At 64.4% G+C, this 15,255-nt stretch carries 14 protein-coding genes and 1 tRNA gene; 5 read left to right on the top strand and 10 right to left on the bottom strand.

What is annotated here, in order from left to right:
* Positions 1-14 precede the first annotated feature (14 nt).
* The 3 genes from secE to XH92_RS20660 all read right to left on the bottom strand — a co-directional run bounded on the left by secE (position 15) and on the right by XH92_RS20660 (position 2,969).
* Positions 15-206: a preprotein translocase subunit SecE gene (gene secE / locus XH92_RS20670; RefSeq protein ID WP_016840554.1), complete on the bottom strand. Its 192-nt coding sequence runs from the start codon at positions 204-206 to the stop codon at positions 15-17.
* A gap of 331 nt (positions 207-537) precedes the next feature.
* The gene (locus XH92_RS20665; protein WP_194460829.1) at positions 538-2,151 is read right to left on the bottom strand and encodes an acyl-CoA synthetase; all 1,614 of its coding nucleotides are present in this window, start codon (positions 2,149-2,151) and stop codon (positions 538-540) included.
* A 53-nt stretch (positions 2,152-2,204) separates the two neighbouring features.
* Positions 2,205-2,969, bottom strand: coding sequence for a FadR/GntR family transcriptional regulator (locus tag XH92_RS20660; protein WP_194460828.1), 765 nt, complete (start codon positions 2,967-2,969; stop codon positions 2,205-2,207).
* A gap of 185 nt (positions 2,970-3,154) precedes the next feature.
* Here XH92_RS20660 and XH92_RS20655 point away from each other — a divergent pair, with 185 nt between their 5' ends.
* Positions 3,155-4,360, top strand: a complete 1,206-nt coding sequence (locus XH92_RS20655; protein ID WP_194460827.1) for an ABC transporter substrate-binding protein — start codon at positions 3,155-3,157, stop codon at positions 4,358-4,360.
* 64 nt (positions 4,361-4,424) lie between these two features.
* Here the strand turns inward: XH92_RS20655 and XH92_RS20650 are convergent.
* A tRNA-Trp gene (locus tag XH92_RS20650) sits at positions 4,425-4,500 on the bottom strand.
* 169 nt (positions 4,501-4,669) lie between these two features.
* Here XH92_RS20650 and XH92_RS20645 point away from each other — a divergent pair.
* Entirely contained in the window at positions 4,670-5,893 is a 1,224-nt protein-coding gene (locus tag XH92_RS20645) for a serine hydrolase (RefSeq protein WP_194460826.1), read from the top strand.
* 173 nt (positions 5,894-6,066) lie between these two features.
* On the opposite strand, the gene XH92_RS20640 is transcribed toward XH92_RS20645, so the two are convergent.
* Both XH92_RS20640 and XH92_RS20635 read right to left on the bottom strand, forming a co-directional pair.
* On the bottom strand, positions 6,067-6,834 hold the full coding sequence (locus XH92_RS20640) for an SDR family NAD(P)-dependent oxidoreductase (RefSeq protein WP_194460825.1): 768 nt from the start codon (positions 6,832-6,834) through the stop codon (positions 6,067-6,069).
* Between the two features lie 75 nt (positions 6,835-6,909).
* On the bottom strand, positions 6,910-7,617 hold the full coding sequence (locus XH92_RS20635; protein ID WP_194460824.1) for a histidine phosphatase family protein: 708 nt from the start codon (positions 7,615-7,617) through the stop codon (positions 6,910-6,912).
* Between the two features lie 139 nt (positions 7,618-7,756).
* Here XH92_RS20635 and XH92_RS20630 point away from each other — a divergent pair, with 139 nt between their 5' ends.
* Positions 7,757-8,542 (top strand): SDR family NAD(P)-dependent oxidoreductase, encoded by a 786-nt coding sequence (locus XH92_RS20630; RefSeq protein WP_194460823.1) that lies wholly within the window; start codon positions 7,757-7,759, stop codon positions 8,540-8,542.
* Between the two features lie 277 nt (positions 8,543-8,819).
* On the opposite strand, the gene XH92_RS20625 is transcribed toward XH92_RS20630, so the two are convergent.
* Complete coding sequence (locus tag XH92_RS20625) at positions 8,820-9,170, bottom strand: NIPSNAP family protein (RefSeq protein WP_194460822.1); 351 nt, start codon at positions 9,168-9,170, stop codon at positions 8,820-8,822.
* A 168-nt stretch (positions 9,171-9,338) separates the two neighbouring features.
* On the opposite strand from XH92_RS20625, the gene argE reads away from it, so the two are divergent.
* Positions 9,339-10,508, top strand: a complete 1,170-nt coding sequence (gene argE / locus XH92_RS20620; protein WP_194460821.1) for an acetylornithine deacetylase — start codon at positions 9,339-9,341, stop codon at positions 10,506-10,508.
* Between the two features lie 40 nt (positions 10,509-10,548).
* Positions 10,549-11,307, top strand: coding sequence for a signal peptidase I (lepB, locus tag XH92_RS20615; protein WP_194460820.1), 759 nt, complete (start codon positions 10,549-10,551; stop codon positions 11,305-11,307).
* Positions 11,308-11,415: 108 nt separating this feature from the next.
* On the opposite strand, the gene XH92_RS20610 is transcribed toward lepB, so the two are convergent.
* The 3 genes from XH92_RS20610 to XH92_RS20600 form a co-directional block, all read right to left on the bottom strand.
* Positions 11,416-12,330 carry a DMT family transporter gene (locus XH92_RS20610; RefSeq protein ID WP_194460819.1) on the bottom strand — a complete coding sequence of 305 codons (915 nt, stop codon included), beginning with the start codon at positions 12,328-12,330 and terminating at the stop codon, positions 11,416-11,418.
* Between the two features lie 356 nt (positions 12,331-12,686).
* Positions 12,687-13,745: a phosphotransferase family protein gene (locus XH92_RS20605; protein WP_194460818.1), complete on the bottom strand. Its 1,059-nt coding sequence runs from the start codon at positions 13,743-13,745 to the stop codon at positions 12,687-12,689.
* Between the two features lie 135 nt (positions 13,746-13,880).
* Positions 13,881-15,113, bottom strand: coding sequence for an acyl-CoA dehydrogenase family protein (locus XH92_RS20600; protein WP_194460817.1), 1,233 nt, complete (start codon positions 15,111-15,113; stop codon positions 13,881-13,883).
* Positions 15,114-15,255 lie beyond the last annotated feature (142 nt).

The raw sequence follows: 15,255 nt of genomic DNA, 5'->3' as shown, positions 1-15,255 counted from the left end.
AGTTCCCATGCTCATCAGTGGATGCCCAGTATCAGGGTAATCAGATAGCGGATGATCTGATCTGCGGCGAAGAAGAAGATCGAGGCCAGCGCCACCATCACGAACACCATGATGGTGGTGATGGTCGTCTCGCGGCGCGTCGGCCAGGTGACCTTGGCGGTCTCCGAGCGCACTTCCTGCAGGAATTTGAACGGGCTGAAAGCCATCGTGAGATCCGCGTCCGTCTCCGGACGATTGCAACGTTTCAAGGAATCCGAACAGCCGACCTTGCGGACCCAGCCCTCGTTTGGAAGGTTGAGCCGATAAACGAGCTCGAATGTTCGGGGAATTAGGCCGCGCCGGATATCCGCGATCAAAGCGGGCCGGCTGCGAGTGCCGCGTATCTACTGCGAGACCGGCCAAACGTCAAGGTCAGTGGGGTCGCGCCCCGCCCCGGCCACCCCTCGGGCAGACCGCAACGGGGCCTCTTGAATCAAGCACTTAGCCGGACGGCCTGAGGTCCCTTGCCTCGGCCGTCTACCGCAGCCGCCGGGCGGATCACCCGGCAAAGCTCTTCTGGACCGCTTGATCGAGGGTGGCGCCGCCGACGTAACGCTGGCGCAGCTCGCGCTTCAGCAACTTGCCGCTCGGGTTCTTCGGCAAGGCATCGACGAAGATGACCTGCTTCGGGACCTTGAAATGGGCCATCGACGCCGCGCAGTGCTTAATCACCGCGTCGGCATCGAGGCTCGCACCAGCCTTGACCACGACAATCGCGGTCACCGCCTCGATCCAGCGCGGATCGGGCAGCCCGACCACCGCAACCTCCGACACCGCAGGCAACCGGTAGATCATCTCCTCGACCTCGCGGCTCGCGACATTCTCGCCGCCGCTCTTGATCATGTCCTTCACGCGATCGACCACGGTGATGTAGCCGTCGGCGTCGACGGTCGCGAGATCGCCGGAGTGAAACCAGCCGCCGGCGAACGCCGCCGCGGTCTTGACCGGATCGTTGTAATAGCCGGACAACAGATGCGGCGAGCGGTGCACGATCTCGCCGACCTCCCCGACCCCGACGTCGGTCATGTCCGGCTTGACCACCCGCGTCTCGACATTGATCGCGGGCTTGCCGGCCGAGCCCGCCTTCGGCAGCTGATCCTCCGGCGCCAGCACGGTGGCGAGCGGCGCGATTTCGGTCTGGCCGTAGAAATTCCAGAATTTCACGTCGGGCAGCCGGCGCTGCAATTCGAGCAGCACCTCGACCGGCATGATCGAGGCGCCGTAATAGCCCTTGCGCAGGGTCGACAGGTCGGTGCGATCGAAGGCGAGCGAGCGCAGCATCGCGATCCAGATCGTCGGCGGCGCGAAGAACGAATTGATCTTGTGGGCCGCGATCAGCGCCAGAAGGTTATCGGGCACCGGCTTGCCGGTAATGAGGCTGGTGGCGCCGAGATAGATCGCAGGCCCGAGGAACACGTCGAGCTGCGCGCAATGATACAGCGGCAGCGCGTGCAGCACGGTGTCGTCGGTCGCCATGCCGCCGTCGATGATACAGCTGACATACTGCCACATCACGGCTTCATGGGTGAGGATCGCGCCCTTCGGCAGCGACTCCGTGCCGCTGGTGTAGATGATCTGCGCGGGATCGCGGCTGTCGACCGATGCATCCGGCGCCGAGGCGTCGCCGTGCAGCAGGCTGTCGAAGGTCGTGATGCCCTCGGGGGCGCTGGCCGGATCCTCGCCCGGCAGCCAGATCAGGGTTTCGACCGCCGAGCCCTTGGCGGCCGCCGCGTGCGCGGTCTCGACGAAATCGGGACCGACCGCGAGCAGCTTGGCGCCGGAATTGGCGAGGATGAAATTGATCTCGTCCGGGTTGAGCATGAAATTGATCGGCACCAGGATCGCGCCGATCCGCGCCACCGCGAAACGCAGCGCGGCGAAGCCATGCGAGTTGCGCGACAGCACCGCGACGCGGTCGCCCTTCGCAACGCCAAGCGCGAGCAAGCCGCGTCCGACCCGATTGCAGATCGCGTCCATCTCCAAGAAGGTCCAGCGCACCTCGCCGCAGATCAGCGCGGTCTTGTTGGGGTAACGCTTGGCCGAGCGGCGCAGCAGGTCGCCGATGCTGTGCTCGCGGGCGCGCTGGATGGTTGCTGCGATGTCTTCGCTCATTTGTCCCTCCCGAATGTGCTTTTTGTCGTTGTCTCGTTCTTGCCTTGCCGTCGCTACTGCCGCGCGGCGTAGGCGTGTTCCATGTAGGTGTGCTCGACCGAGCGATCGAGCGAGGCGATCTTCTCGAAGCCGCGCCGCCAGTCCTGCAGATGCCGCCGCGTCCACAGCACGCCGGCCTCCTTGTCGCGCCGCCTGATCGCATCGAGGATGTGGCGATGCGCCTCGACGAGGCGCGCGCCGCCCTCCGGCACGCCGCCGACGATCATCTCGGTGGTCGGAAAGAACAGCTGTGCCGCAGGCTCGCGGGCGAGCTGCAGTACGCGGTTCTGCGAGGCCTTGGCCATCAGCACGTGGAATTCCGCGTCGAGCTCGGCAAGCTCGGCGGGATTGCCGACGACATCAGCGCTGCGCTCGAGATTGCCGGCGAGCTCGGCGATGTTCTCTTCGCTCGCGCGCTCAACCGCACCCTCGACGCTTGCGACCTCCAGCGTCATCGAGGTCTCGAACAATTCGCGGAACGTCACCTCATGCAGGATCAGCGCGCGGGACAGCCGGGTGGCGAGCTTGTTGTAGCGTGGCAGGCAGGCCTGCAAGCGGCGGCTGGAATCGCGGCGGATCAACCCGCCCTCCTCGAGCACTCGAATGCCTTCGCGCACCGTCGAGCGGTTGACGCCGAACTGCGCGACCAGCTGCTGCTCGGTGCCGATCGGCTCGCCCGGCTTGATCCGGCCGTTGATGATCTCGCGTTCGATCGCGTCGGCGACCTTCTGATAGGCCGGCGCGACGTCGATGCGCCGGAACAGCGGCGTGGCGGACATCTTCAGCTCCCCCAGGCTCTCGATTGTCGTTTGTCGGACAAAGGATAGGCGAAGTCGTTTTGAGCGTCAAATTGGCCATTCGCGGCCGGATTGTCGCACCTCTCCGGCCGGAATTGACACTGGAACCGGGCAAATCTAGCTTTGTCGGACAAACCGATAAGAACACCCCGGGGAGACGCATCACCATGAAATCCATCGTCACGAGTCTGTCCGCCGCCGGCCTGATCGCCGCCGCGCTGGCAGCGCCCGCGCTCGCGCAACAGGCGCCGCTCAAGATCGGCGTGCTGACCGATTTCCAGTCGGTCTATTCGGACATCGGCGGCGCCGGAAACGTCGAGGCCACCAAGATGGCGATCGAGGAGTTCGGCGGGTCGATGTTCGGCAAACCGATCGAGCTCGTCACCGCCGATCCCCTCAACAAGGCCGACGTCGCCGCCACCATCACCCGCAAATGGTACGAGGCCGAGAATGTCGACATGATCATCGACATGCCGACCTCGGCGACCGCGCTTGCCGGCATGGAGATGTCGAAGCAGTTCGAGAAGATCATGATCGTGACGGACGCAGCGAGCTCCGACATCACCGGCAAGTCCTGCTCGCCCTACACGCTGCACTGGACCTACGACACCTATGCCAACGCCCACACCGTCGGCAGCGCGATCGTGAAGAACGGCGGCGACACCTGGTTCTTCCTCACTGCCGACTATCTTTTCGGCCACTCGATCGAGCGCGATACCGGTGACGTGGTCCGCGCCGCCGGCGGCAAGGTGCTCGGCAGCGCCCGGCACCCGCTCAACACGCCGGACTTCTCATCCTTCCTGCTGCAGGCGCAGTCGTCGAAGGCCAAGATCGTCGGCCTCGCCAATGGCGGCGGCGACACCATCAATGCGATCAAGCAGGCCGCCGAATTCGGCATCGTCGCGGGCGGGCAGAACCTCGCCGGCATCGTGATGTTCATTTCCGACATCCACAGCCTCGGGCTGAAGCTCGCGCAGGGCCTGATCATCACCGAGGCCTACTACTGGGATCTCAACGACCGCACCCGCGCCTTCGGCAAGCGCTTCTTCGAGCGCATGAAGCGGATGCCGACCATGAACCAGGCCGCGACCTACAGCGCCACCCTGCACTACCTCAACGCGGTGAAGGCCGCCGGCACCAAGGAGACCAAGCCGGTGCTGGCGAAGATGCGCGCGACCCCGGTTCGCGACGCCTTCACCGACAACGGCGTGGTTCGCGAGGACGGCCGCATGGTGCACTCGATGTTCCTGTTCGAGGTCAAGAAGCCCGAGGAATCCAAGGCGCCGTGGGATTACTACAAGGTGCTCGCCGAGGTGCCCGGCGACCAGGCATTCCGGCCGCTGAAGGACGGCGGCTGCCCGCTGATCAAATAGGTCAAAACGATCATGGCCGGGGTCCAGGACCTCGGCCAAGGCATTCAAGTTGTTGATTAAAAGCTGGCAGGAGTGGCAGGGCTCGAACCTGCGACCCCCGGTTTTGGAGACCGGTGCTCTACCAATTGAGCTACACTCCTGCAGGGAACCTGCGTCGCCGCCGGTTCGCGCCGTTTCAAGCACAGGGCATGGCCGGTTTGCAAGGGCGAAGCGGTGAAGCTTCTGTTCATTGCAAAACTTCTGCGCCAGACTTCGGCCATCACGCCACGTCGGCACTCCGCCGCAAGAATCAAGAACCCGGGAGAGACCATGAACGCCCAGGCCGCCACCAAGCACGCCGCAAGCCAGATCACCCCGTCCTTCCCCCTCGCCAAGCCCGAATCGATCGGACTGTCGGCCGCGCGGCTGCAGGCACTGTCCGACACCTTCAAGCGCGAAGTCGACAAGGGAACCGTGCCCGGCGTGACGGTGCTGGTGGCGCGGCGCGGCCAGGTCGGCTGGTTCGACGCCATCGGCCGGCAGAGCCCGGCGGCCGCCGCGCCAATGACCCATGACACGATCTTCCGCATCTTCTCGATGACCAAGCCGATCGTCTCGGTCGGCATCATGCAGCTGCTCGAGGACGGCCACTTCCTGCTCAACGATCCCGTCGCGAAGTTCATCCCCGAATTCGCCGAGACCAAGGTCGGCGTCGAGCACAACGGCAAGCTCGAGCTGGTCCCGGTCGCGCGGCAGATGACGATCCAGGACCTGCTGCGCCACACGTCGGGCCTGACGTATGACCACACCGGCAACGGCCCGGTGCAGCAGCTCTACCAGCAGTCGCGGTTGCGCAGCCGCAAGATCACCAATGCCGAGCACGCCACCATGCTCGCCGCGATGCCGCTGGTCTGCCAGCCCGGCGCCGAGTGGAACTACAGCCGCTCCACCGACATCCTCGGCCGCATCATCGAAGTCGTGAGCGGCAAGACGCTCGGCGAATTCCTCACCGAACGCATCCTCTCGCCGCTGCAAATGAACGAGACTGCCTTCCACACGCCGGAAGCCAATGCCGGCCGGCTCGCCGAGGCCTTTGCCAACGATCCCTGGACCAATGAGAAGGTGCAGCTGTTCAACATGCTGGAGAAGCCGGCGATGGAATCCGGCGGCGGCGGACTGGTGTCGACCACGATGGACTATGCCCGCTTCGCGCAGATGCTGCTCAATGGCGGCGCGCTCGACGGTACCAGGATCATCGGCCGCAAGACGCTCGAATTCATGGCCTCCGATCACCTCGGCGCAGGCGTCAAAGTCCAGGGCACGCTGGTGTCGCCCGGCCACAGCTTCGGCCTCGGCTTCGCCGTGCGCATGCAGCAAGGCATCGCGCCGTTCTCCGGCTCGGTCGGCCAGTACTTCTGGAGTGGCATGGCCGGCACGTTCTTCTGGATCGATCCGAGCGAAGACCTGATCGCGGTCTTCATGATGCAGGGCCCGGGCCAGCGCGAATATACCCGCTCGCTGGTGCGCAACGGCGTCTATGCGGCGGTGGAGTGAGGCGAGCCCGCCTCCCTCCTCATCCAACACTGTCATGCCCCGCGCATGCGGGGCATCCAGTACGCCGCGCGGCCCATCGGCTCAAGCACAGCCGCCTCTGGAATACTGGATCACCCGCTTTCGCGGGTGATGACGAGTCGAGCGGTGGCGCGCTCTGCGCACCAACGCCGGCGTCAGCTGATCGTCGCGCCGCCGTCGATCACCACGGTTTGGCCGGTCATGAAGTCGCCGGCGCGCGAACCCATGAACACGGCGGCGCCCGCGATCTCGTCGGGCACGCCGATCCGCAGCAGCGGCGAGCGCGCGGTCGAAGCCTTCAGATTGTCCGGGTTGTCCCACAGCGCCTTCGCAAAGTCGGTCTTGATCAGGCCCGGCGCGATGCAGTTCACGCGGATGTTGTGCTTGCCGTATTCGCAGGCGAGGTTGCGCGCGAGCTGCATGTCGGCAGCCTTGGAGATCGCATAGGCGCCGAGGATGGTCGAACCCTTCAGGCCGCCGATCGAGGAGACGATGATGATCGAGCCGTCCTTGCGCTCGATCATCTGCGGCACCACCATCGAGATCAGCCAGTTGTTGGCGACGATGTTGTTCTCGAGGATTTTCCTGAACTGATCGTCGGAGATGCCGGCAAGCGGACCGTAGTAAGGGTTGGATGCCGCGTTGCAGACCAGCACGTCGATCTTGCCGAAGGCGCGGTTGCTCTCGTCGACCAGGTTCTGCAGGTTTTCCTTCGACGAGATGTTGGCCGCGATCGCGACCGCGGTGCCCTTGCCGTAGCTGTCATTGATCTCCGCGGCCACCTGCTCGCAGACGTCGGCCTTGCGCGAGGAGATCACGACCTTGGCGCCGTGCTCGGCCATGCGCTCTGCGATGGCGCGTCCGATGCCGCGCGTCGAGCCGGTGATGACGGCGACTTTTCCCTTCATGTCGAACAAGGTCATGTTTCTCTCCCTGATGTAAGGCGTTTGAATTCTGTGTTGAGCTTAGGCAGCGTTTCGGCGTTGCGATAGCAGCAATCACGCAAGCTTGCTCGCCGGCCTGACGTCAGGTCCGGACGGCTGATGCATCGCGGCGTGCCTGGGATCGGCGATCCAGGGCTGCTGGTTCACCATCGGCAACCGCCACGTCGACACGTTGGGCGCCGCGATGTGATCGAGCCGCGTCACCGAGACATTGTCGATATCAAACGACAGACCCCGATCCGGCTGGCCGCCAAGCGCCAGACCGACCGCGGCCCTGATCACGCCGCCATGGCCGACCGCAATGATGTCCTTGCCGGTCTCCGCTGCGGTGATCCGCACGATGGTGCGGCAGACGCGGGTGTAGAGATCCATGAAACTCTCGCCGCCGGGCGCAGGCTCGTTGACGTCAGCGAACCAGAGATTGCCGGGCGGACGGCTGGCGAGAAATGCGGCGCGGTTCATGCCCTGCCACCGGCCGAGATGCAGCTCGGCGAAGTCGCGCTCCTGCGTCATGTTGGCAGGCTTTGGGAAACCGGCGGCCCAGATCGCTTCCGCGGTCTTGTGCGTGCGCTTCAGATTGCTCGAATACCACACGGCGTTGCGCGGCAGCATCTTGGCGACCGCCTCGAACACTTCGACATCGCCGGTGTCGCAGTCGATATCCTCCTGCCCGTAGATGTTGCCGCCATCGCTGCGCACCGGCGCATGACGCACCCACCACCACCGCGTCACCGTCACGTTAGGCTTCTCTGGATTGGACATCGGATGAGCCCTTCAATACTGTCCCCCGTCGCTGTACGTCACGCCGCACATCGTCTCAAGTGCTTCGGACGTTTGAAATTTTGTTTGAATTCCGTCGCGCGGCAGACGCGCCACGGACCATGCGAGCAGGGAGAGAATCATGGGCCGCCTCGAAGGAAAATCCGTCATCATCACCGGCGCAGGCAGCGGCATCGGCCGCGCGGCGTCGCTGCTGTTCACCAAGGAAGGCGCGAAACTGATCGCGGTCGATCGCAGCGATGGCGTGAACGAGACCGCCAAGCTGGTGCGCGATGCCGGCGGCACCGTCGAAGCCGTCACCGCGGATGCCGGCTCGGAGAGCGACGTGAAGGCCTTCATCGAGAAGGCGGTTTCGAAGTACGGCAAGCTCGATGCGATCTGGGCCAATGCCGGCGTCAGCGGCGGCCTCGTCCCGCTCGCCGACCAGACCGTCGAACACTGGCAGGAAGTGCTGCGCGTCAATCTCATCGGCCCCTTCCTCGCCATCAAGCATTCGATCCCGCACATGACCAAGCAAGGTTCAGGCTCGATCGTCTGCACCGCCTCGGTCGCGGGCCTGAAGTCCGGCGCCAGCGGACATCCCTACGGCGCGAGCAAGGCCGGCGTCATCAGCCTGGTCCAGACCACCGCCTACTCGCTCTCCGGCACCGGCGTGCGCATCAACGCGATCTGCCCGGGCCTGATCGAGACCGGCATGACCAAGCCGGTGTTCGATCGCGCCAAGGAGCGCGGCACCCAGGACAAGATCGGCCAGCTGAATCCCTTGAAGCGTCCCGGCCAGCCGCACGAGCTCGCCGCGATGGGACTGTTCCTGGCGAGCGACGAGGCGTCCTACGTCAATGGCCAGGCCATCCCGGTCGACGGCGGCCTCACCGCGTCGATGCCGTATACAGGCAAACCGATCTAGCGACGGCATTCTCCGTTCGACGGGCCTGTCAGTCCGTACGGCGCGATAACGGCGCCACATCACCACTGTCGTCCCTGCGAAAGCAGGGACCCATAACCACAGGATTACGCTGTTGAGCGCACTGTGGCTCCAGCTTCGCAAACCAATTGGCATTCGTGGTTATGGGTCCCGGGTCGCGCTTCGCTTGCCCGGGACGACATCGAATTTGTGGTTCGCTGCGCGCCATGCACCCGCGCTTCTCGCGACATGATCTGTCCGAGCTTTGCGCTACTGCACCCTACCCCAGCAACAGGCTCCGCCCCCTCGCCGGCGAATAGTCCACCTGGGCCAGCAACCGGTCCTCGATCTGGCCGACCATCGGGCCATGCTCGGCATGGGTGACCCGCTTGATCTCGGCCCATTCGGGATCGGCCATGAAGGCCGCCCATTGCGCGGTCTTGGTCGCCTCGTCGGGCCATTCGAGCAGATACACGAATTCAGTGCGGTCACCGAATTTCGTTTCCCACATGCTTGCGAATTTGAAACCGTAGCGCCCCGTCATGATCCGCGCCGCGTGATCGCGGAACCGGGCGTGGAACGCGGCCTTGTTGTTTTCGAAGATTTCGTAGATGCGCAGTTGCTGGATCATGGCCATCTCCCGCCCCTACATGGGGCGATGCAGGTGGACCCGCAACAACGTCCGGCAACGGTCCGAATATTGCTTGGCCCCAGCAGGCAAACCAGCTGTTATACTTTGTTGGCAGGATTGCCGGCACATCAGCAATTCCCTGCACAATCCCTCGCAAACGAACAGGCCATGCAAAATCAACGCCCCGACCGTATCCGCAAGCTCCTGGCCGACCTCGTCGCATTCGACACCATCAGCGACCGCAGCAACCTGCCCCTGATCGACTATATCGATCGCTATCTCGGCTCGCTTGGCGTCGGCGGCCAGCGCATCGTCGATCAGACCGGACAGAAGTCCTCGCTGTGGGTCACGGTCGGCCCCGCGGACAAGGCCGGGCTCGTGCTGTCGGGACATACCGACGTCGTGCCGGTCGCGGGACAGGACTGGAGCCACAACCCGTTCGAACTGGTCGAGCGCGACGGGCGGCTGTACGGTCGCGGCACCACCGACATGAAGGGCTTTGTCGCGGTCTGCCTCGCGATGGTTCCGGAAATGCTCGCGGCTGAGCTCAAGACGCCGATCAATCTTGCGATCTCCTATGACGAGGAGATCGGCTGCGTCGGCGTCCGTCCGATGCTGCGCGAGGTCGCGCGCAAGCCGATCAAGCCGCTCGGCTGTTTTGTCGGCGAGCCGACCCAGATGCAGGTGATCATCGGCCACAAGGGCAAGCACGGCGTGCGCGCCACGTTCCGCGGACTGGCCCGGCATTCCTCGATCGCGCCCGACGGCGTCAACGCCATCGAATACGCGGCAGACCTGATCACCGAAATCCGCCGCCGTGCTGCGCTGCTGGCCGCGGACGCCGAGCGCGACAGCCTCTACGACGTCCCGCACTCGACCCTGCTCACCAGCATCGTCCGCGGCGGCGCCGCGCTGAACATCGTGCCCGACCAATGCGTGGTTGAATTCGAATGCCGCGGCATCGGCATCACCGAGTCCAGAGAGGTGACGGACGCGATCGTCGCCTGGGCGAAGGCCGAGATCGAGCCGGCAATGCGCAATCGGCATCCGGAATGCGGCATCGATTTCGAGGAGATCCTCGACTATCCCGCGCTCGACACCGCAGCCGACGCTGCCATCGTCACGCTCGCCAAGCAGCTTGCCGGCCGCAACGACCACGCCAAGGTCGCGTTCGGCACCGAGGCCAGCCTGTTCACCAGCATGGCGGACGTGCCGTCCGTCGTGGTCGGCCCCGGATCGATCGCACAGGCGCACACGCCCGATGAATTCGTCGAGATGTCGCAGCTCGAGGCTTGCGGCGACTTCGTCGCGCGACTGATCGCGCATTGCGCGAAATGATACCCCGATTACAGGGCGCGAAACGGGAGCCCGGGAGACCATGTCGACCGAGAAAGAACGACAGCAAGGCGGATGGACGGAAACCTTCCGCGTCGCCGTGCAGGCGCTGATCATCGCGCTGGTGATCCGCACCTTCCTGTTCCAGTCCTTCAACATCCCGTCGGAATCGATGGAATCGACATTGCTGGTCGGCGACTACCTTTTTCTCTCGAAGTACAGCTACGGATACACGCACTACTCCCTGCCTTTCTCGCCGCCTCTGTTCTCGGGCCGCATCTTCGGCTCCGAGCCCAAGCCGGGTGACGTCGTGGTGTTCCGGCTGCCGAGCGACGACTCCGTCGATTTCATCAAGCGCGTGATCGGCCTGCCCGGCGATCGCATTCAGATGATCGACGGGCAGCTGTACATCAACGGCACCGCGGTCAAGCGCGAGCGGGTCGACGACTATGTCGATCGCGACGAGAGGCCGCGTCCGGTCCGCGTCAAGCGCTGGCGCGAGACCCTGCCGAACGGGGTCAGCTACGACACGCTCGATCGCATCGAGCGTTCCGAATACGACAACACGCAGGTCTATGTGGTACCGCCGGGGCATTTCTTCGCGATGGGCGACAACCGCGACAACTCGGCCGACAGCCGCGTTCCCCCTGCCCGCGGCGGGGTCGGTTACGTGCCGTTCGAGAACCTGATCGGACAGGCCAAGCTGATCTTCTTCTCGATCGGCAACGACGCGCCGGCCTGGCAGGTGTGGCGCTGGCCGTCCTCGGTGCGCTGGAACCGGCTGTTCACAGGCATTCACTGATGTTCGGTGCATCCGGACCTAGGGCGGGTCAGCCGAAGGCGTAACCCTCCGCTCCTGCGCCGCGACACCGTCGGCGGATTACGCTTCGCTAATCCGCCCTACAAAGCATCACAACCCGTCCGGCGGCAGGCCCGGTCCCGTCGCTGCCGGGCGGAGCTTGTCGCGCTGGCGCTCGCGGTAGAAGGCATAGAGGCCGGAGGCGACGATGATCGCCGCACCCGCGAGCATCGCGCCGTCGGGCTTGTGGCCGAAGGCGAGATAGCCGGTCAGCATCGCCCATGGCAGCGCGGTGTAGCGGAACGGGGCCACCGCCGAGATGTCACCGGTTCGTAGCGACACGATGATGCATTGATAGCCGATCAGGATCAGCACCGCGGCGAATGCAAGCAGGCCGAGCGCATGGCCGGATGGCGGCTTCCAGCCGCCGAGCGGCACCAGCACGACGGCACCCGCCGTCGTCACCGTCACGGTCGTGAGCAGCGTGATGAACACCGTCGGCAAGTGCTTCGGAATGCGGCGGGTGGCGAGATCGCGCACTGCGCAGAAGCCGACCGAGGCCAGCGCCAACAGCGCGGCCTGGCTAAAACCCTCCGCGCCGGGCCGGACGATGACCAGCACGCCGATGAAGCCGGTGGCGATCGCAAGCCAGCGCCGCCAGCCGACCGGCTCGCCGAACACCAGTGCCGCGCCCAATGTGATGACGAGCGGCAGCGCCTGGAAGATCGCCGACGCATTGGCGAGCGGGATCTGCGCAATCGCCGAGAGATAGGTCAGCGTGCCGCCAATCTCGCCAAGGACGCGCAGTCCAACCGGCCAGATCAGCAGCGCGCCAAAACTGCGCAGCGCGTCGCGATACCAGGCGAGTGCCGCGACCAGCACCATCGCGACCAGGCCGCGGACCAGCAGGACCTCCCCGATGTTGAGTTCCGCCGACACCGCCTTGGTGATGGTGTCGTTGACCGTGAAGCTGGCCATGGCGGCCGCCATGAACAGGCTGCCGCGAAGATTCGAGGAAAGGGTCAAAGTGAAATTGTCCGATCAGGACCAGTGCGGGCGTTGACCGGACTGACTTGCCAAAGCGGCGCAGCGAACTCAAGTCACAGATGGCTACAATGCGGAAACATGCCGCAGTTCGCAGAAACGGCGCAATTCTACTCCCTCGCCCCGCTCTTGCGGGGTCGAGACGAGCGTAGCTCGCTCTTAGAGGGTTGGGGTGAGGGGTTGCTTCCGCAAACTGCGTGAAGGACGGACTCGCGGAGAGCCCCCCTCACCCGGATCGCATTTCGCTTCGCTGCATGCGTTCCGACCTCTCCCCGCAAGCGGGGCGAGGTGAAAAGAAAAGCGGCGCGAACCCTGGGGGATCGCGCCGCGTTTTCGGATCAGGTTGCGCCGGCCTTCTGCGCGTATTCCCATGAGGCCTTCGACAGCGGCACGGTGCGCGCGGCCGACTCGAGGGCCTTGGCGTTGGCGGCGGTGCCGTCGCGGACGCGGCCCGCAATGCCCTGCGTGATGCCGGCGAGGCGGAACAGATTGTAGGAGAAGTACCAGTTGAGGTCCGGCACGGCCATGCCGGTGACGTTGCAGTAGATCTGCGCAGCTTCGTCCTGGCTCGGAATGTTCAACGCCTTGAGGTCGGCGTTGGCAAGGCCCGGCATGGTCCACTGCATCAACAGATAGGTGAAGTCGGCCATGGGATCGCCGAGCGTCGACAATTCCCAGTCCAGCACCGCCTGCACCCGCGGCTCGGTGGCGTGGAAGATCATGTTGTCGAGGCGATAGTCGCCGTGCACAATCGAGACGCGCTTCTGCTCCGGCACCGTCTTCGGCAGCCACTCCGCGAGCTTCTCGAACTCGGGAATATGCTGCGTCTCGGACGCGCGGTACTGCTTGGTCCAGCGGTCGACCTGGCGCGCAAAATAATTGCCGGGCTTGCCGAAATCGCCGAGGCCGATCTTTTCGGGATCGAGGACGTGAAGCTTGGCCAGCGTCTCGATCTTGCTGGTGAAGATCTTGCGGCGCGCACCAGGCTCCTGGCTCGGCAGCGTCGGATCCCAGAACACCCGCCCCTCCTCCATCGACATGATGTAGAAGGCCGAGCCGACCACCGCGTCGTCGGTGCACAGCGCGTAGGCTTTCGCGACCGGGAAATTCTGCTTGCCGAGGGCCGCGATGACGCGGAACTCGCGATCCACCGCATGAGCCGACGGCAACAATTTACCGAACGGCCGGCGGCGCATCACGTAGTTGCGGCCGGGGGTCTCGAGCTTGTAGGTCGGGTTGGACTGGCCACCCTTGAATTGCAGGACCTTGAGCGGGCCCTGATAACCCTCGACGTGTTCCTGCATCCAGGCCGAGAGGTTCGCCTCGTTGATACGATGGCGCTCCTCGACTTCCCTTGTGCCGGAAAATTCTTCGTCTTTCCTGACGCCGTCCGCCACGATGACGCTCCCTCAACTCGATTTTTCAGGGAGCGCATCGGGGCGCTCCCGCGATCAGGCTGGCACGCCAGCCTGATTTCTCTTTTTCATTCTGAGCACGATGTCAGCGTGAACGCCATGCGTTCCGCGTCATGCTCAGTGCGACGTGTTTGCATACTTCCGAAGTTCAAGTCTGGCAATGGCGCGATTGTGCACCTCGTCCGGACCGTCCGCCAAGCGCAGCGTGCGGATGTGGGCATAGGCTTTGGCGAGCCCTGCCTCGTCGGAGACGCCGCCGCCGCCAAAGGCCTGGATCGCCTGGTCGATGATCTTGAGCGCCATGTTCGGAGCTGCAACCTTGATCATCGCGATCTCGGCCTGTGCGGTCTTGTTGCCGACCTTGTCCATCATGTCGGCTGCCTTGAGGCACAGCAGACGGTTCATCTCGATATCCGTGCGCGCCTCGCCGATGCGCTGCTCCCAGACCGAATGCTCGATGATCTTCTTGCCGAACGCGGTGCGCGAGGCGAGCCGCTTCACCATCTTCTCGAGCGCCTCCTCGGCCTGGCCGATGGTGCGCATGCAGTGATGGATGCGGCCCGGGCCGAGACGGCCCTGCGCGATCTCGAAGCCGCGGCCCTCGCCGAGCAGGATGTTCTCCTTCGGCACGCGGACGTTTTCGAGCAGCACCTGGGCGTGGCCGTGCGGCGCATCGTCGAAGCCGAACACCGGCAGCATCTTCTCGACCTTGATGCCGGGGGTGTCGAGCGGCACCAGGATCTGCGACTGCTGCTGATGCTTGGCGGCGTTGAAGTCGGTCTTGCCCATCAGGATCGCGACCTTGCAACGGGGATCGCCGACGCCGGACGACCACCATTTGCGGCCGTTGATGACGTAGTGATCGCCGTCCTTCTCGATGCGGGTCTCGATGTTGGTGGCGTCAGACGAAGCGACCGCCGGCTCGGTCATCAGGAAGGCGGAGCGGATCTCGCCGTCCATCAGCGGGCGCAGCCACTTGCGCTTCTGCTCCTTGGTGCCGTAGCGGATGAACACTTCCATGTTGCCGGTATCGGGGGCGGAGCAGTTGAACACTTCCGAAGCCCAAGAGATGTGGCCCATTTCTTCCGACAGCAGCGCGTATTCGAGGTTGGTCAATCCCGCGCCGTGGAATTCGTCGTCCTCGTGCGAGGACGGCGGCATGAACATGTTCCAGAGGCCTTCAGCCTTCGCCTTCTTCTTCAGGTCCTCGAGGATCGGGATCACCTTCCAGCGCGGGCCTTCGGCGTCCTGCTTGTCGTAGATCGGCACGGCGGGGCGAACATGCGTTTTCATGAAGGCCTGAACGCGCTCAAGCCATTCCTTCTGCCTGGCAGACATTGTGAAATCCATGGGACGCTCCTCGTTTCCTAGACTTGGGCCGCGTATTCGGGCCGTGAACTCGGGTCTTGAACTTTGTGTTGGCCTTGGGTCTTGGCCTGTTGGGCAACATTGTCGACCCCGCTTCCGCGGCTCGCAAGGGCGTTCGCGGAAA

This window comes from Bradyrhizobium sp. CCBAU 53421, assembly GCF_015291625.1.
In the GTDB taxonomy this organism is placed as follows: Bacteria; Pseudomonadota; Alphaproteobacteria; order Rhizobiales; family Xanthobacteraceae; genus Bradyrhizobium.
Note: the sequence above shows the minus strand (reverse complement) of the source record. Positions and strands in the feature narration are given on the sequence as shown.